Origin of the sequence: Pseudochrobactrum saccharolyticum, assembly GCF_008801715.1 — a bacterium.
Taxonomy (GTDB): Bacteria; Pseudomonadota; Alphaproteobacteria; order Rhizobiales; family Rhizobiaceae; genus Pseudochrobactrum; species Pseudochrobactrum saccharolyticum.
Map to the genome: position 1 here is coordinate 408,237 of NZ_VZPG01000001.1, position 18,160 is coordinate 426,396.

An 18,160-nucleotide genomic window follows, 5' to 3' on the forward strand; every position below is an offset into this window, starting at 1 on the left:
GGCTCAGCCTCCCAAATAGGCTTCAATGACGTCCGGATTGGTACGCACGGTTTCCGGATCGCCTTCGGCAATGATACGCCCGTTTGCCAGCACAATAATGCGCGTGCAGAGCGACATGACAAATTCCATATTATGCTCGATCACCACAAAGGTTGCGCCGCGCTCACGATTGAACGCCTTGAGCCGCTCTTTGAGGTCGGCCAGCATGGTGAGATTAACCCCGCCTGCGGGTTCATCCAGCATCACCAGCTTCGGCCCCGCCATAAAGGCCATCGCCGCATCGAGCAATTTCTGCTGCCCGTAAGACAGCGAACCTGCTTTTTCATAGGTCTGATGCGTGAGACGGAAGAACTCGATCATCGTCTTCGCTTCTTCAGTCAAGCCGGCATCCGGACGACCAAACAAACGCGACAGCATCGTGCCTTTATGCTCCTGACCGGCCAGAATGATATTATCCAGCACGCTCATATCCGGAAACACCTGCAACATCTGGAAAGTGCGGCCGACGCCGAGCTTATTGAGGTCGCTAGGGCGTTTGCCCGCAACATTCTGCCCATCCACCAGCACCGTGCCGTTTGTGGCAGGCAATTGCCCGAGAATGCAGTTGAACAAAGTGGATTTGCCGCTGCCATTTGGCCCGATCAGGCCGAGGATTTCCCCTTCATGCACCTCAAAGGATACATCATCCACAGCGGTTACACCGCCAAAATTCTTGCTTAGATTACGCACGGAAAGAACGGGGTTCATTGGTTTTTCTCCCCGTTGCTGTCGAGTGCAGCTTTTGTCGTCCATGCCGTTGCCTGCGGATTACGGCGCTGCTTGAGTGCATTTTTAGCGCGCTCTGCCAGTCCCAAAAGTCCTGTCGGGCAGAACACCATCAGCACAATCACCAGCACCGCATAGAGCATCAGATAATAGCCCTCGGTAAAGCGCAGAAATTCCGGCGCCAGCACGATGAGGAAAGCCCCCAGCACCGGCCCGAAGAAAAAGCCAGCACCGCCGACAATTACCATCAGCAGGATTTTAAGCGAGATCGGCAGGCCGAAAGAATGCGGCTCGATATATTGGGTGAGCTGCGCAATCAGACCGCCCGCAAGACCGCCATAGGCAGCACCGATAGCAAAGGCCAGCAAGGTCATTTTACGAACATCAACGCCCAGACTATTGGCGCGGATCGGATTTTCACGCAGACCTTTAAACGCCCGCCCCCACGGGGAGCGGATAATGCCGTAAAGCGCAAGCGCCGTCAGCACAAACAGGCCAAGCACGAAATAATAAAACGGCGTGGCCATCATGGTTTTCATGCCGAAAATTTCCGGACGCGGAATACCCGTCAGGCCATAAGTCCCGCCTGTGAGCCATTCTTCATTGCGCAGCACGAGGATAACCAGCGCATTGAAAGCCAGCGTGACGAAAGCCAGAAAATGATGCTGCACACGCAAAGCCGGATAGCCGAGCAGCAGACCAAGCACAAAGCACAGCAGCATTGCCGCAATCAGTGCGAATGGCCATGCAATGCCGGCCATCGTCATCAGTGCTACCGTATAGGCACCCAGCGCCATAAAACCGGCCTGCGCCAGTGAAATCTGCCCCGCATAGCCGAGTGTCAGGTTAAGCCCCATGGCAGCAATGGAATAGATCAGCCACGACGACAGCACCAGCAGACCATAATTGGATTGCGAAAACGGCAGAGCGATCAGAATTGCCAGACCGGCCAGCAGAAAGAGTATTTTGCGAAGGCTCATATTGTCCGTCCCTCCGCCTTGCCGAGCAGCCCTTGCGGGCGCACGAGAATAATCACAATCAGCAGGATCAACGGCACTGCCGAGCGATAGGATGCGGAAATATAAGCAGCTGAGAGATTATCAATCACGCCGATAAGCAGACCACCGGCCAAGGCACCACGAATCTGGTTAAAGCCGCCGACAATCGCCGCGATAAAGGCGATCAGCCCCAGAGTCTCACCATTGGAGAATTTCGCCAGATAGATCGGTGAAATCAGAATGGAGGCCAGCAGAGCCAGCGCACCATTAATTAAAAATGTATAAAGAATCATGCGCTTAACCGGCACGCCGAGAATTTCCGCTACCTGTGGGTTTTGCGCTGTTGCCTGCATACAGCGCCCCGTCTTGGTGCCGTTGAGGAAGAATTGCAGCAGTGCCACAGTGCCAAGCGAGATCGCCAAAACCGCAATATCCTGCACCGAAATCGCCGCGCCGAAAATATTCAATGTGCGGTCGGTAAACAGCGCCGGAAACGGCATGGCTTCCGCCGTATAGAATTGTTTGACGCCTTCTTTCAGCAAAATGCCCAGCGCGATTGTCGCAATAACAATCGGCAACACGCCATGCGGCAGCAACGGATCAATGATGATACGTTTGAAACCATAGCCCAGAAACAGCAGTGTCAGCACCAGTGCCAGCAAAATGGCAACCGGAAAACTGAGACCTAAAATCTGCGTGCCTGCCAGCACAAAAAATGCGGGCAGCATGACAAATTCGCCCTGCGCGAAATTGATCGTCTGCGAAGCCTGCCAGAGCAACGTAAAGCCGATTGCCACAAGGGCATAGATCGAGCCTGTTGCCAGACCCGATACCAGCAACTGAAAGAAAGTAGCCATCAGGAAAAGTCCGTTTTGCGGGCATATTCCGGCGGGCACCCCGCCGGAATACGCAACGACTATTTATTGTTACGCATGTCGTTATCGGATCGTAGTGGGATCAGAATTCAGTCCAGTGAACTGAATTCCCCGCGAAGACGGCATCCACTTTTCCGCGACATGCGTTAAAGCTTCGGCAGTGTGGAGACGACAGACTGCTTGCCGTCTTTGACTTCCACAAGGAAGCTCTCACGGTTCACTTCGCCTTTGTCATCCCATGTGGTTTCCATCAGAATGCCCGGCTCATCGGCAGGGGTGATGGTCAGTCCATGAAGCGTATCAGCAAATGCCTGACGGTCAACTTTGCCGTTTTTCGTGGTCACATATTTCACGATATAAGCGCCCATATAGGCTTTGATCGCATTGTGATCCGGCTTGTAGCCATATTTGCCTTCGAATTTCTTGGCAAAATCCTGCACAGCCTGCACCGGGGCATCCGCTGTCAGACCAACATGGCCGCGCACGCCGTTGACCGCATCACCGGCCAGATCAATCACCTTCTGGTTCATCAGTGTGGTTTCACCAAAGATCGGCTGCTTTACGCCCTGTTTCTGCATTTCTTTCAGCAGACGTGCGCTTTCTTCTTCGTGCAAATAGGCGAAGATCACATCGGCATTGCTGTCTTTAAGCTTCACCACGTCAGCGGCAAAGTCCGCCTGACCGACTTCACTGGACACATCGCCGACAAGCTTGATGCCACGCTTGTCGAGCTCAGCAACAAATGCATCGCGTCCGCCTTTACCGAAATCATTATTGACCCATGCAACGGCAACGGTTTTGGCACTCAATTCATCGGTGAGATATTTCACCAGTTTCGGCATCGACTGCTGCGCGCCGAAGGATGTGCGGAAAATATAAGGATTGCCGAGATCGGTGATGAATGGTGCTTCCGCACCAGTCAGCTGCGGCACGCCATTCTGCATGGCAACCATCATATTGACTTTGACCGAGCCGGAATAAATCGGCCCCATAATCACATAAGCGCCGTCGTCAATCGCCTTCTGCACCATAGCGCGTGAAGTCGTTGCATCGGTCTGCGTGTCATAGTCTGTGACTTCGAGCTGCTGTCCGAGCACGCCGCCTGCGGCATTGATCTCTTCAACAGCCAGCTTCAGACCATCACGCCAATTGGTGCCAACGGTCGCGCCTGCGCCGGACAGTTCAATCACGTCTGCGATTTTGATGGTTTCCGCCGCAAAACTCATTTGCGGTAATGCTGCCGACAATGCAGCTGCTGCAGTTAAAGCCAGTAAATGTCTTCTGTTCATAAACCCCTCCCAAGGCTCCCCGACCGGATGGGATTTCATTCTGTCTGCACAATCATTCACATCATTATTGTCAGCACAAAAACAACATATGTTTTTCGCCTTACAGAAATGTATATTCAATGACCGGAGATTTCAGCCCATCATAATCTGATTTAACGGCTTGTTTGCACAGTTGCAAGCACAGGCTTAACCAATAAAGCCCGATATTTCCGCATTGCCGGAATGCTCAGATTTTATCCCCGTAAAACATATATAATTGTCAGTATTTCACCGGCCAAAACTGTCTATGGTGCGGATTGTTTTCAATTCTGCAGAACCGGCGAAAACCATATCTGCCGGTTTCTGAAATATCCGTCAGTCATTCAATAAAACAGGGGAGCGCAAGTGATGAGTAACAAAAACATCCTCAGAATAATAACCGGAACCACACTCTGTCTGGCACTGCATATTGCATCCGTATCCGCTGCCACCGGATTACCCGGCGGGGCATCATCACTCTATGAAACTTACGGCAACTGGACAGTTTCCTGCCTTGTACAAAAGCAGGATGAAGCGCAAAAAGTCCTCTGTTCCATGTCCCAGCAACAGGTTGATGATAAAAGACAGCGTGCTCTTGCCGTTGAGATTAGCCCTGACAAAAGCGGTGCATCCGGCGCATTTATTCTGCCATTTGGCCTCAATTTCAGCGCCGGAATGGTTTTGCAGATTGATGAAACAGCTACTGACAAACCTGTCGCATTCTCAACCTGCCTGCCTGCCGGTTGCATTGTACCCGCCAGTTTTAATGCTGCGAAGACAGATGCTTTAAGTAAGGGGCAGAACCTGTCTGTCCTCATACAATCTGCAGACGGGAAAGACCTTAAACTTACAGTTCCGCTGGATGGCTTTGCTTCCGCTATAAAACGCACCAGAGAATTGCTGAAATAAGTATCCGCTCATAATACAAAACAAAAAAGCTCCGGCGAACCGGAGCTTTTCTTTTAGGTACAGACCCGATTAGTATGGTGAATCAGGGAAGTAGAATTCCTGTGCATTGTCCTTGGTGACAAGGGTTGCATCCAGAATATAGCGTCCGCGTACCGGCACCTGATCGTAGAAATTGGCAACGGTCAGTTCCATTGCAGTTGCAATCATTGCTGGCGGATAGAGTACATCTACCGGCACCATTGCATCGCCGTCAGCAACCTTTTTGATCATTTCTTTCATGCCGGCACCGCCGACAACCATTTTAATATCTGTACGTTTGGCCTGCTGAATGGCTTCAAGAGCACCAACGCTCATATCGTCATCCTGCGTCCAGACCGCATCGATCTTCGGATATTTGACCAGATAATCCTGCATCACTTTAAAGGCGTCATCGCGCGACCAGTTACCGAACTGCTTGTCCAGCACCTTGATGTCGCTGCCGGCCACTGCGCCGTCAAAACCCTTCTGGCGTTCTTCATCAATCACAATCGGCAGGCCGCGGATAACCACGACATCGCCTTTGCCAAGCGTATCTTTCAGATACTGACCGGCAACGCGGCCGAGTTCTTCATTATTACCGGCAACATAAAGATCCTGAATGGACTGGTCAGACAATGCGCGGTCAACAACGGTAACGAAAATGCCCTTATCCTTCACCTGACGGATCGGATCGGTCAGCTCATCAGAATTGTGCGGCAGTGTTACCAGCGCATCCATGCCCTGCGTGGTCAGATCTTCCAGAGCATTGGCCTGCGAAGCGCCGTCCGGCGAGGTTTTGATGACAATTTTCAGACCCGGATGGCTCTTCTCCAGAACCGCTTTAGCCCGTTCTGCGTGATAGACAACGCCACCTGTCCAGCCGTGGTCAGCCGCCGGTATCGACACGGCAATCGTGACTTTCTTTTCTTCCTGTGCCTGAGCCGCTGTCCCGAACAGGGCAGCAGCACAAACAGCACCTAACAGAATATTTTTCATGGTCTCACTCCCTGATATTTGGCCTGACGACACGGCGGTCCGGCCTCCCCTCCGCCGCTTTGCGACAGCGGAGCCACAGCCCCGCCGCCAAGTACATCTGCAATTACTGACGCCGCGACAATGACCGCTGCACCAGCATTGCAATAATGATAATCGCGCCCTGCACCGCCCCGATCAGATATTCACTGACCAGATCAGACAGAACCATAATATTACCGACAACCTCCAGAATGAGTGCACCGCAAACAGTGCCCCAGATACGGCCAACACCGCCACGCAAGGCTGTGCCGCCAATCACCACTGCGGTAATTGCCTGCAATTCCCACATCAGACCTGTGGTCGGCGTGGCTGCGCCCAGACGCGGAATGTAAATCAGAATAGCGATGGCAACGCAGATGCCCTGAATGACAAAAGCCATTGTGCGCACGCGGTTAACCGGAATGCCGGAATAACGCGCCACATCCTGATTGGAACCAACCGCGATAATATGGCGGCCAAAAGCTGTGCGGTAGAGTATGAAAGATGCAATCAGCGCCACAACAATGATTGCAACAATTGGCACCGGAACACCCAGAATATTGCCGAAATAAACCGGACGATAGGCTGCCCGCAGCTCCTGCGATTTCATGGCAATGGAACCGCCCTCAGCCAGATAGATTGTGAGTGCGCGGAAAATCCCCATTGTGCCGAGTGTAACGATAAATGGTTCGATACGTCCGAGTGTGGTGGTGACGCCGTTGGCCAGTCCGCAAAGCGCGCCGACAACAATGGCAATACAGGCAGCCACCAGCAACATCGGCAGAATGCCGGTGATGATGCCGGAATTCATGAACATGATCGTAACAGCGGCGACAAAGGCAGACATCGAGCCGACAGACAGATCAAGCCCGCCGGATGAAATCACAAAGGTCGCGCCGATAGCAATAATCGCAATGAAGGCACTGCGTGTTGCAATATTCAGCAGATTGTCCACGCCGATGAAATTGGAATTCACCAGCGTTCCAAAGACCAGCAGAGCCGCCAATGCCACGAAAGGGGCAACAGCACGCAAATCCATATCCTGCCAGAAGCGGCGTTCTGTTGTATTTTGCGGAGTGGTTTTAGCCTGTTCTGTCATAGCGCCTCTGCAAAAATTGCAGCCTCAGAAGATGTGACACCGGTAGCGTGCACAACAATTTCATTCTCTGTCATTTTGTCTCCGCTGAGTTCCGCAACGATACGGCCATTGCGCATCACCAAAGCACGGTGACACAGGCCGATCAGCTCCGGCATTTCCGAAGAAATCACGATAACGGCTTTGCCCTGCGCGGCCAGCTCGGCAATAAAACGGTAAATCTGCTCTTTGGTACCAATGTCGATACCGCGTGTCGGTTCATCAATGATCACAATATCCGGCTCGAGCAGCATCATTTTTGCCAACAGCAATTTCTGCTGATTACCGCCTGAAAGCTGTCCGGCGAGAAGGTCAGGATTACGGGTGCGGATATCAAAGTCCCCGATTGCCTTTTCCAATGCTGCAGCCTCGGCAGTGCGGTTGATCTGCAAGCCTGAAAACTGGCTTAAAGCAGCCAATGTCAGATTGGTGCGCAGGTTTTGTGCCAGCAACAACCCTTTGCCCTTGCGGTCTTCACTCAGGTAAACAAGTCCGGCATCCATGCTCTCACGGGCATTATGAAAGCGCCGTGCGGTTCCGTTGACACGCACAGTACCATGCGCATGACGCAAGCCCACCACGCCCTCGCAAAGCTCAGTGCGACCCGCGCCGATCAGCCCTGCAAAACCGAGTATTTCACCTTTATGCAGCGTAAAGCCACAATTGCTCGCATAACCCGGAACGGTAAAATCCGAGACTTCCAGCACCGGCGTTTTGACCTGCGGGATGACACGTTCCGGATAAAGCTGGGACATATCCCGCCCGACCATCAGCTGTGCCATATCCAGAGGCTCCAGCCCTTCCGCCTCACGTGTTGTAATCATCTGCCCGTCGCGCAGCACTGTCACGCGATCGGCAATGGCTTTCACCTCCGGCAAGCGGTGCGAAATATACAAAATCGCAGCACCGCGATTACGGATAGCCATGATGACTTTGAGCAAAGCCTCAGTTTCAACCGGCGTCAGCGACGCAGTCGGCTCATCAAAAATCACCAGCCTGTGCGGCACCAGCAAAGCACGGGCAATCTGCACCAGCTGACGCTGTGCAATCGACAATTGCTCAACACGGGTTGTCGGATCGATATCAGCACCGAGATCTGCAACTGCCGCTCTGGCCTGCGCATTCATGGCGCGGTCATTCAGCATCAGACCTTTGCGCTGCTCGCGACCGAGGAAAATATTCTGTGCAACAGTCATATCCGGTGCCAGCAAAATCTCCTGATGCACCAGCACAATACCGCGATGTTCCGCATCTACCGGCCCTGACAGCACAACCGGCTGCCCATCAATAAAGATTGTGCCTTTGCTCGGACTTAAATGTCCGGCCAGCAGTTTCATCAGTGTTGACTTACCGGCACCGTTCTCGCCGATCACCGTGTGGATTTCACCCTCACGGATATCCAGCGTAATTTCGCGCAGCACTTCCACCGGTCCAAAACTTTTGGCCAGTCCCTCAACACGCATAAAAGGTGGTTTGCTGCTCGTCTCTCGTTCTGTCATCGCAAATTTGTCCAGACATTGCCCGCTTTGGATGAAGCCACAGAAGCTTCAATAAAGCGCATTCCTTCAAGCCCGTCTTCAACAGTGGGATACAACACTGCCGCATCCGGTTTTTCACCATTGCGCGCTGCACGGATAGCGCGTGCTGCTTCCGTGTAAATCGTGGCAAAACCTTCGAGATAACCTTCCGGATGCCCGCCCGGAATACGGGTAACTCGAGCAGCTGAGGCACCGGCTCCGGCACCGCCACGAGTGATGAGTTGCTTCGGCTCGCCAAAACGCGTGAACCACAGATAATTCGGATCAGACTGCGACCATTCCAGCCCGCCTTTGCTGCCATAGACGCGCAGTTTCAGCCCGTTTTCATTGCCGACGGCAACCTGACTTGCCCATAACATGCCACGCGCGCCGCCTTTGTAGCGCAGCATAATCTGCACATCATCGTCCAGCGCCCGCCCCTCAACAAAACTGGTCAGCTGTGCCAGCACTGCCTCGGCTTCAAGACCGCTGACAAATCCGGCCAGATGATAGGCATGGGTGCCGATATCACCGATTGCGCCACCGGCTCCGGAGCGTTTCGGATCTGTGCGCCATTCAGCCTGTTTATTACCGCTCAGCTCACTGCGCTCTGTCAGCCAGTCCTGCGCATATTCGGCCTGCACAACACGGATATCGCCCAGATCACCATTGGCCACCATTTCCCGCGCCTGCCGGATCATCGGATAGCCACTGTAATTATGGGTCAGCACAAAGATTTTGCCGGATTGCTGAACAGCTTCAACCAGTTGCTCGGCTTCAGAAACTGTTGTTGTCAGCGGCTTGTCGCAAATCACGTGAATGCCTGCAGCCAGAAAAGCCCGGGCAGCTGCGCCATGCAGATGGTTTGGCGTGACTATAGCCACAGCCTCAATCCCATCCGGCCTTTTGCTTTCCGCCAGTGCCATTTCTTCATAAGACGCATAGGAGCGCTCAGACGAAATACCCAGCTCTTGCGCAGAAGCACCGGCGCGTGCCGGATCAGATGAAAGCGCACCGGCGACCAGTTCATACTGATCGTCAATCCGCGCTGCAATGCGATGCACCGCGCCGATAAAAGCGCCCTGCCCGCCGCCGACCATGCCAAGTCTGATACGATGTGCTGCGTTTCCCATAGCCGCCTCCCTTAGCTCAGACCGAGCATTTTACGGTTTGCCGCATCATCAGTGCCCGCATCGGCAAAATCATCAAAAGCACGCTCTGTAACGCGGATAATATGGTGGCGGATAAATTCCGCACCTTCCCGCGCACCGTCTTCAGGATGCTTCAATGCGCATTCCCATTCAAGCACTGCCCAGCTGTCGAAGTCATGCGTTGTCAGTTTCGAGAAAATACCGCCGAAATCGACCTGCCCGTCACCCAATGAGCGGAAACGGCCTGCGCGGTTCACCCAGCTCTGAAAACCGCCATAAACGCCCTGCCGTCCGGTCGGATTAAATTCCGCATCCTTGACATGGAACGCTTTGATACGTTCGTGATAAATATCAATGAAATCAAGGTAATCGAGCTGCTGCAGTACGAAATGCGACGGATCATACAGGATATTAGCGCGGGTATGATTTTTCACCCGACCCAGAAACATCTCATAGGAAATACCGTCATGCAGGTCTTCCCCCGGATGCAGCTCATAGCAAACATCCACACCGTTTTCGTCAGCATAATTGAGCAGCGGTGTCCAGCGCTGTGCAAGCTCATCAAAAGCTGTCTCAACAAGACCGGCAGGGCGCTGTGGCCACGGATAAACATAGGGCCATGCCAGCGCACCGGAGAAGGATGCCATCGCATTCAGACCAAGATGTTTGGAAGCCCGCAGCGCGCGGCGCACCTGATCTTCCGCCCATGCCCGACGTGCCTGCGGATTGCCGCGTACTTCCTCATCGGCAAAGCCGTCAAAGGCTGCATCATAGGCCGGATGCACCGCAACAAGCTGCCCTTGCAAATGCGTTGAAAGCTCGGTGATCTCCAAGCCGTTATCAGCGGCGATGCCTTTGATTTCATCGCAATAGGTTTGCGAATCCGATGCTTTTTTAAGATCGAACAGGCGCTTATCCCATGTCGGAATCTGCACGCCTTTATAGCCCAGCGAGGCTGCCCATTTGCAGATATTCTCAAAGGAGTTAAACGGTGCCGCATCTCCCGCAAACTGCGCCAGAAATATCGCCGGTCCTTTAATCGTTTTCATCATCCCACTCCCGAATTTTCTGTATCGTTTCTGATGTTCGCCGTTGCCAGAAGTGCAACTAAACGTATCGATTGACGATATTTTCCAGATATTCCTGACGACCGGAAACCGGCTGCGGCTCAATTCCGCTGTCGCGCACATAGGCAGCAATGTCTTCCAGTGATTGTTTGCCCTGCAACATGGCCTGCGCCTGCGGCTGCTGCCATCCGGCATAACGCGCATCAAGCGGAGCGGACAAAGCTTTGTCCTCAATCATTTTCGCAGCGGCTTTAAGCCCGCGTGCACAGCAATCCATCGCGCCGATATGCGCAATCAGCAGATCCTGCGGATCGAGCGACTGACGCCGCAATTTGGCATCAAAATTTGTGCCGCCGGTGGTAAAGCCGCCGCTTTGCAGAACCTGATAATAGGCCAGCGCCATTTCCGGTACATTGTTCGGAAACTGGTCTGTATCCCAGCCGGACTGGTAATCATTGCGGTTCATATCAATGGAGCCGAAAATACCCAGCGCATTGGCCATTGCCAGTTCATGCTCAAATGAATGACCGGCAAGAATGGCATGCCCCTGCTCGATATTGACCTTCACTTCGCCTTCCAGACCATAGCGCTTGAGAAAGCCGTAAACGGTGGCGACATCAAAGTCATATTGATGCTTGGTCGGCTCCTGCGGCTTGGGCTCGACAAGGATTGTGCCTTTGAAACCGATTTTGTGCTTGTAATCGACCACCAGTGAGAGAAAGCGCCCCATCTGGTCAAGCTCGCGCCCTGCATCCGTGTTGAGCAGAGTTTCATAGCCTTCACGCCCGCCCCAGAGCACATAATTCTCACCATTCAGACGATGCGTCACATCCATGCAATGCTTAACCGTGGCGGCAGCATAGGCAAAAATTTCAGGATCAGGATTGGTGGCAGCACCAGCCATATAGCGGCGATGCGAGAAAAGATTGGCTGTTCCCCAGAGCAGTTTGATGCCCGTCTGGTTCATCTTTTCCTGAAGATAATCGGCCATATGGTCGAGATTGGCCGATGTTTCCGCAAAATTTTTGCCTTCAGGGCGGATATCCGCATCGTGGAAACAATAATAAGGTGTACCGAGCAGCGTAAACAATTCAAAGGCCACATCAGCTTTGTGCTTCGCGTGATCCAACGTGTCGCCGAACCACGGGCGCTCAAAAGTCTGCCCGCCGAACGGATCGCCGCCAATCCATGCAAAACTGTGCCAATAGGCAATGGCAAAGCGCAGGTGATCTTCCAGCCTTTTGCCCAGCACAACCTCGTCCGGATTATAGAAACGATAGGCAAGCGGATTGGTGCTTTTCTCACCCTCATAGCGGATGGGTTTATCCAATCCGAAGAAACCTGTGCTCATGCCGTTACCCTCTGTGCGTTATTATTATTTGTCACCAGCAATTTTGATTTCTGAACTTCCGTCTCCGCATCAACGCGAAGCAAAGATGTGATTGCACAGCCTTGCAGGATCAGCGGCTGTTCTGACGGATAGCAACGAATGGTCAGATCTTTGGGCGATTGCAGGCCGTTACGCGGCCCGACCTGCCGTCCATCGGCAAGATCGCCGCTGATGGTCTGGCGCAATTCATCCTCGATGAGATCAAAGGCGTGCACACCGGGACCGACAAAGGCCAGCGGCACCGGATCAATCAGCGAGAAAATGCTGCGCAAGGCAAAACCAAGCGCCTTACCCGCCTGCTGGAAAGCCTGCCGCGCAACGCCGTCTGCCGTTCTGGCCTCATGCGCCAGCGCATAAAAATCGCTCTCGGGAATCATCGCCACGGGCGCACTGTTTTCATCAACACCATGCGCCTTGCGCCAGATGCCATAATCACTGGCATAGGCCTCAAGACAACCGTGACGACCGCAGCGGCACAAAGCGCCATCCGGCATATAGACCACATGGCCAAACTCTGCGGCTGACGAGCGCGCACCGGAAAACGGTTCGCCTTTCAGATACAGCCCCATGCCGATACCGGACGAAAACAAGATCGCCGCGAAATCACCGTGGAAGATATCCGGCTGCGACCAGCGCAAGGCTTCGGCGATCATCAGGCAGTCGTTGAAAACCATCACCGGAACATCAAAAGCCTGTTTCAGAAAATCCGCTATAGTTACATTTTCCGCACCGATTGTCGGTGACCAGACCAGCATCTGATGGGCAGCATCAGTCATGCCCTGCACACTCACAGAGATATGGCGCAGATTTTTCGCCTGATCAGGATAGCGGCTGAGTAATTCGCCGATCTGCCGCTCCAAGGCTGCAAGAAGTGCATCCGGCGCTATAGTCAGCGTATCAAGCTGCAATTGCTCAAAGGCAATTCTCTGCCCCGCATAATCGAACAGGTCTACGTCAATCACATTCAGCGCGATATTGACCGCAACGACAGATGCGCATTGCGGATTGAGCCCGAGCAAAACCTGCGGACGGCCGCGCTTGCCCTCAGCATTATTCGCGGCTTCTGTTTCAGGCACTTCAACAAGCACCTGCTCTGCCAGCAACATGGCACTGATAGCGGAAATTGTGGAGTGGCTCATGCCGGTCATGCCGGCGATATCCGTGCGTGACAGACTGCCGGACTGCCGCAGCAATCGCAGAATCCGCCGCCGGTTTTGCCAGCGCAACTCTTCAGATCGTGAAACGCCTCCCGTCACACGACACCTCCCTTATAACGGAACGGTTCTTAGCGACCTGTTTCCGTCTGTCTCCTCTGCGGATAAGACTGGCACGGATTTTTCTGCTTGTCATCTATTTTTCGAGTATCGAAAAAAATAAGATTTCTATGCCTCAGCAATAAAATCAGACCGGATAATTAAAAAATGAAGGCTGATGACAGGGAAATAAAAGAATCACATGCCGCATCGGCTGGTGCGGTTCGGATAAATTACAATTTTCGGAAAATTCGTTTCTTCTTCAGAAAATACCGCTGACACGGAAATATACCGTATCAAAACAATGAATTACCGCTTTAAGCGGATAAATCTCTGTATTTTGTAAAGTGAGAAGAAGATTGGCTGGGGAACCTGGATTCGAACCAAGACTAACGGAGTCAGAGTCCGTCGTTCTACCATTAAACTATTCCCCAGCATCGCTGCTCTGTGAGAGCGAAGCGGTGACGCTCGCGGCGCCGTGGGTGGTCATATAATTGATATTTTCACAAATGCAAACCCTCTTTGCACTGATTTCAATATATTTTTCCACAGATCACAAAATTCTCCTTTCTCTTAGCAATTTGCGCCCCTTGGTAAATCGGCAAAGGACTGTTACATTAAGGGCAACGTGAAATAGTCTGCACCATGCCTGCGTCCCTGAAGGGTTCGCGCGGTGCCAAAAGGACAAAAACTTTGAAGAACCCCGATCTGCACACCCCAAAGGTGTCTATCAACGGGGCGTCTGGCGGCAAAGAAGGAAGAACATCTTCTTCTGAGCCGCCGAATACAGGGCAACGGTCAGGCCGTTCTCCTGTCGGCTCATCGTCACCAAAGCCCGTGGCGGATGAATCGGGGCGCTTCGATAAAAAACAGCGCAAACGCGCGCGCCGGCGAAAAGCCGGTAAGCATAATGGCTCGGAAACGATGTCAGCCGGTGCACAAGGGTCTTCCCTTGCCGCCGAACGGGTTTCTGCAAACAGCGATAAGTCATCTTCAGCCAAATCAGCGCGTGCAGAAAACGCCTCCGGCAATCATGCACCGAAGAGCGAGCAGAAAAACGGCCAAAGAAACGGGAAGAAACTCTCGAACCGCCGCAGACGCTCGCGCCGAAAAAAGCAGGACAATCCGGCCGCAGCCAATAATATAGCTGCGGCACCGTCTGCTCAGTCCGCTTCGCAAGCGCAAACCGCCAAGCACGGCCATGCACCGAACCGCCAAAGCCCGAAACCAATTGCGGCCAGAGCAGAGCATAATTCCGGCCATGCAGGCGAAAGCCGCGCACCGCAGGCTGCGCAGCCGCGCGCCTATGAGCCGCCACTTTATGCAGCGCTTGATCTTGGTACCAATAATTGCCGTCTGCTGATTGCAACGCCGAGCAGACCCGGACAATTTCGCGTTGTCGATTCCTTCTCGCGTATTGTGCGTCTTGGTGAAGGCTTCGGCACCAGCGGCCGCCTGAGCGATCAGGCAATGAACCGTGCGATTGAAGCGCTGAAAATCTGCCGTGATAAGCTTGAAAGCAAGAATATCCGCCGCAGACGCCTGATCGCGACGGAAGCCTGCCGCTCGGCCAGCAATGGTGCGGATTTTCTGGAGCGGGTACGCGAGGAAGCCGGTCTTGAGCTGGAAATTGTGGACCGCCAGACTGAAGCAAGCCTTGCGGTTTCCGGTTGCGGCACTCTGGTCAATCGCGAGACCGATGCGCTTGTGCTGTTTGATATCGGCGGCGGCTCTTCGGAAATCGCTCTGATTGATGTGACCTGCCGCCGCTCTTCGCGCCTTGCAGAACACATTACCGCATGGACCTCCCTGCCCGTAGGTGTTGTCACTCTGGCGGAGAAATTCGGCGGACGTGATGTTACGCCTGAAAATTATGCGGAAATGGTTGCCTATGTTGCCGGTATGCTGAATGATTTCAGCGAACGGCATAAACTTGGCGAACTTGCCCAAAGCACACATTTCCATTTGCTCGGCACATCCGGCACCGTAACCACTTTGGCAGGCATTCATCTGGGGCTCGAGCGCTATGACCGCCGCCGCGTGGATGGCATGTGGATGGGCTCGCAGGATGTGACTGACATGACCGCCAAGCTGTTGTCATGGGATTTCAAAACCCGTGTGGCCAATCCGTGCATCGGTGCAGACCGTGCCGATCTGGTGCTGGCCGGTTGTGCTATTCTCGATGCCATCCGTCAGATCTGGCCGAGCGAAAGATTGCTGGTTGCCGATCGCGGTTTGCGTGAAGGTATCCTCACTGAATTGATGTCCCGCGATGGTGCATGGCGCCACCGCCGCCCTCATCAGGCAAAAGAAACTTATATGAAAAACGGTTCCGGCAGGGACACGCAGCTAAAGGGCAGACAGTCGATATGAGTGGTTCTGGAAGCAAGTCCGGCAAATCAAAATTCGGCAACACCACCGGTGGCCGTGGCGGTGCAGGTACGCGCGGCATGCATGTGCGCGTCAAGAAAAAGGCTGGCACGATCAAAGAAACATCGCGCCGCTGGCTGGAACGCCACCTCAACGACCCTTATGTGCAGCAGTCCAAGGCAGACGGCTATCGCTCCCGCGCGGCCTATAAGCTGATCGAGATCAACGAGCGCTATAATATTCTGAAAAAAGGCCAGAGGATTATCGATCTGGGTGCGGCCCCTGGTGGCTGGAGCCAGATTGCAGCGAAGATCGTCGGCTCCAATGATGAGCAGCCGCATGTTGTCGGCATCGATTATCTCGACGTTGATCCGTTGCCGGGTGTTGCGCTCCTGAAAATGGACTTTCTGGATGATGAAGCACCGAATGCCATTATGAATGCTTTGGGTGACGAACCGGATCTGGTGATTTCCGATATGGCAGCACCAACCACCGGTCATCGCCGTACCGACCATTTGCGCACCGCGCATCTTTGCGAAGTAGCAGCGCATTTTGCCGTTTCGGTACTGAAACCGGGTGGCCACTTCCTGACCAAGACCTTTCAGGGCGGCACCGAGAACGACCTGCTGACCATGCTGAAGCAGAATTTCCGCTCTGTGCATCACGTTAAGCCACCTGCATCGCGCGCGGAATCCGTTGAGCTTTATCTGCTCGCCCGTGATTTCAAAGGCCGTAAGGAAGATGACAGCGAAGAATAAATTCGCCTCATTCTATTCAACAAAAAAGCGCGGCTGAGCCGCGCTTTTTTGTTGCTTCAAGTACCAAATGCTCAATGTATCTTTTTCACTTTAGGCGCGAACTTCTTCTCATAAAGCTCCTGCCCAGCTTCCGGCTTCAGCTTAACAAAAGAGAAGAAAGCCAGCGCGGAAATAGCGCCGACAATATAAAACGCGATATGGAAATCCTGCAATTGCAGCACAGAACCACGAATGATTGTGCTCAGTTCCAGTATCACACCGGCCAGCGCCACACCCATTGCGATGGAAACCTGCTGGGCAACCGCAGAAATCGGTGTTGCCTGACTGGTTTTGTCGTCAGGAATTTCTGCAAATCCCAGCGCATTGACACCGGTGAAGAACATAGAACGCAGGAAGCCACCAAACAGCAAGGCGATCAGGATCAGCGTCATTGGTGTTTGCGGGGTGAAAAAACCGTTCAGAATAATAAAACATGCGGATGCGAGAGAGCCGAACATCAGCAACCGGCGGAAGCCAAAACGGGAGAAAACCCGTGTCGCCCCGAATTTCATCAGCAATGCCCCGATTGCCGAAACAAAAGTGATCATACCGGATTGAAACGGATCAAGCCCGAAACCGAGTTGCAACATCAGCGGTAGCAGAAACGGAATAGCACCGATACCTAAACGGAACAGGCTGCCGCCGACAACAGAAATACGGAACACATCATTCTGAAACAATGACAAATCCAGCAGCGGATTTTCCACCCGCTTTGCATGGCGGATATATAGAGCTGTCGACAGCAGACCGACACCAAGCGTGATAATACCCACCGCAGGCGGCAGCGCCGGAAGACTGACCACAGAAAGCCCGAAGACCACACCGGACATTGCCAGCCCCGACAGGATAAAACCGGTCACATCCAGCTTGCGCGGCAGCGGCACATCCAGCACCGGCAGATATTTAGTGGCAAACCAGATACCGGCCAAACCAATCGGCACATTAATCAGAAAAATCCAGTGCCAGCTGAAATAGGTTGTGATGAAACCGCCGACCGGCGGCCCGACCAGAGGCCCGACCATGCTCGGGATTGCCAGCCATGCCATCGCATTGACCAACTGATTACGCGGTGTAGAGCGCAACAAGACCAGACGACCGACCGGCGTCATCATCGCCCCGCCCATGCCCTGCAGAAAACGCGCGACCACAAAGCTCATCAGAGAATTGGATGCTGCACAGGCCACAGAGCCGATCACAAAAACCGCAATCGCTGCACGAAATACATTGCGGGCGCCATAGCGGTCGGCCATCCAGCCGCTGACCGGAATAAATACCGCCAAAGATACGAGATAGGATGTGAGCGCCAGCTTCAGCGCAATGGGGCTGGTGCCGATATCGGCTGCAATTGCCGCCAGAGAGGTCGAAATCACATTCGAATCCATCTGCTCCATAAAGAGCGCGACGGCCAGAACCAGCGGAATAATGCGATTCACAATACGAATCCTGAATGTCAGATATGTTTCATCATGGTCATTATATAAACCAGCCAGACCGGATTACACGCAGAATTGACCGGACCGGCAAAGTTTTTTGACGGGCAAAAACATAGTGTCACAAAATTTAACGCGGGCAACAAATCGTGTGCGAACGTGAT

15 protein-coding genes and 1 tRNA gene are annotated in these 18,160 nt (G+C 53.3%); 3 read left to right on the plus strand and 13 right to left on the minus strand.

Going from position 1 to position 18,160, the window contains the following annotated elements; all coding sequences use genetic code 11:
* Window positions 1–3: 3 nt before the first annotated feature.
* The 4 genes from F7P81_RS01990 to F7P81_RS02005 all read right to left on the minus strand — a co-directional run bounded on the left by F7P81_RS01990 (window position 4) and on the right by F7P81_RS02005 (window position 3,927).
* Window positions 4–747 carry an ABC transporter ATP-binding protein gene (locus F7P81_RS01990; RefSeq protein ID WP_151158353.1) on the minus strand — a complete coding sequence of 248 codons (744 nt, stop codon included), beginning with the start codon at window positions 745–747 and terminating at the stop codon, window positions 4–6.
* The gene (locus F7P81_RS01995; protein ID WP_022711207.1) at window positions 744–1,745 is read right to left on the minus strand and encodes a branched-chain amino acid ABC transporter permease; all 1,002 of its coding nucleotides are present in this window, start codon (window positions 1,743–1,745) and stop codon (window positions 744–746) included. Before F7P81_RS01995 ends, F7P81_RS01990 begins: the two co-directional genes overlap by 4 nt.
* A complete protein-coding gene (locus tag F7P81_RS02000; RefSeq protein ID WP_075654440.1) occupies window positions 1,742–2,620 on the minus strand; it encodes a branched-chain amino acid ABC transporter permease in 879 nt (292 codons plus the stop codon). The genes F7P81_RS01995 and F7P81_RS02000 overlap by 4 nt, the downstream gene beginning before the upstream one ends.
* A gap of 164 nt (window positions 2,621–2,784) precedes the next feature.
* Entirely contained in the window at window positions 2,785–3,927 is a 1,143-nt protein-coding gene (locus F7P81_RS02005; protein ID WP_116087010.1) for an ABC transporter substrate-binding protein, read from the minus strand.
* 387 nt (window positions 3,928–4,314) lie between these two features.
* Between F7P81_RS02005 and F7P81_RS02010 the strand changes: the two genes are divergently transcribed.
* Window positions 4,315–4,854 (plus strand): invasion associated locus B family protein, encoded by a 540-nt coding sequence (locus tag F7P81_RS02010; RefSeq protein WP_151158355.1) that lies wholly within the window; start codon window positions 4,315–4,317, stop codon window positions 4,852–4,854.
* Window positions 4,855–4,923: 69 nt separating this feature from the next.
* Here F7P81_RS02010 and F7P81_RS02015 read toward each other — a convergent pair whose 3' ends face one another.
* The 8 genes from F7P81_RS02015 to F7P81_RS02050 all read right to left on the minus strand — a co-directional run bounded on the left by F7P81_RS02015 (window position 4,924) and on the right by F7P81_RS02050 (window position 13,833).
* Window positions 4,924–5,868, minus strand: a complete 945-nt coding sequence (locus tag F7P81_RS02015) for a substrate-binding domain-containing protein (RefSeq protein WP_075654438.1) — start codon at window positions 5,866–5,868, stop codon at window positions 4,924–4,926.
* 103 nt (window positions 5,869–5,971) lie between these two features.
* Window positions 5,972–6,985, minus strand: coding sequence for an ABC transporter permease (locus tag F7P81_RS02020; protein WP_075654437.1), 1,014 nt, complete (start codon window positions 6,983–6,985; stop codon window positions 5,972–5,974).
* Window positions 6,982–8,520, minus strand: a complete 1,539-nt coding sequence (locus tag F7P81_RS02025; protein ID WP_151158357.1) for a sugar ABC transporter ATP-binding protein — start codon at window positions 8,518–8,520, stop codon at window positions 6,982–6,984. Before F7P81_RS02025 ends, F7P81_RS02020 begins: the two co-directional genes overlap by 4 nt.
* On the minus strand, window positions 8,517–9,671 hold the full coding sequence (locus F7P81_RS02030; protein ID WP_151158359.1) for a Gfo/Idh/MocA family protein: 1,155 nt from the start codon (window positions 9,669–9,671) through the stop codon (window positions 8,517–8,519). The genes F7P81_RS02025 and F7P81_RS02030 overlap by 4 nt, the downstream gene beginning before the upstream one ends.
* Window positions 9,672–9,682: 11 nt before the next feature.
* Window positions 9,683–10,738 (minus strand): sugar phosphate isomerase/epimerase family protein, encoded by a 1,056-nt coding sequence (locus F7P81_RS02035; RefSeq protein ID WP_151158942.1) that lies wholly within the window; start codon window positions 10,736–10,738, stop codon window positions 9,683–9,685.
* Window positions 10,739–10,796: 58 nt separating this feature from the next.
* Window positions 10,797–12,107, minus strand: a complete 1,311-nt coding sequence (xylA, locus tag F7P81_RS02040) for a xylose isomerase (protein ID WP_151158361.1) — start codon at window positions 12,105–12,107, stop codon at window positions 10,797–10,799.
* Window positions 12,104–13,402, minus strand: a complete 1,299-nt coding sequence (locus tag F7P81_RS02045) for an ROK family protein (protein ID WP_151158363.1) — start codon at window positions 13,400–13,402, stop codon at window positions 12,104–12,106. Before F7P81_RS02045 ends, xylA begins: the two co-directional genes overlap by 4 nt.
* A gap of 357 nt (window positions 13,403–13,759) precedes the next feature.
* Window positions 13,760–13,833, minus strand: a tRNA-Gln gene (locus F7P81_RS02050).
* Between the two features lie 259 nt (window positions 13,834–14,092).
* On the opposite strand from F7P81_RS02050, the gene F7P81_RS02055 reads away from it, so the two are divergent.
* Both F7P81_RS02055 and F7P81_RS02060 read left to right on the plus strand, forming a co-directional pair.
* Window positions 14,093–15,772, plus strand: a complete 1,680-nt coding sequence (locus F7P81_RS02055) for a Ppx/GppA phosphatase family protein (RefSeq protein WP_374828051.1) — start codon at window positions 14,093–14,095, stop codon at window positions 15,770–15,772.
* A complete protein-coding gene (locus F7P81_RS02060; RefSeq protein WP_151158367.1) occupies window positions 15,769–16,527 on the plus strand; it encodes an RlmE family RNA methyltransferase in 759 nt (252 codons plus the stop codon). Before F7P81_RS02055 ends, F7P81_RS02060 begins: the two co-directional genes overlap by 4 nt.
* 71 nt (window positions 16,528–16,598) lie before the next feature.
* Here F7P81_RS02060 and F7P81_RS02065 read toward each other — a convergent pair whose 3' ends face one another.
* Complete coding sequence (locus F7P81_RS02065; RefSeq protein WP_116086991.1) at window positions 16,599–17,999, minus strand: DHA2 family efflux MFS transporter permease subunit; 1,401 nt, start codon at window positions 17,997–17,999, stop codon at window positions 16,599–16,601.
* Between the last annotated feature and the right edge of the window lie 161 nt (window positions 18,000–18,160).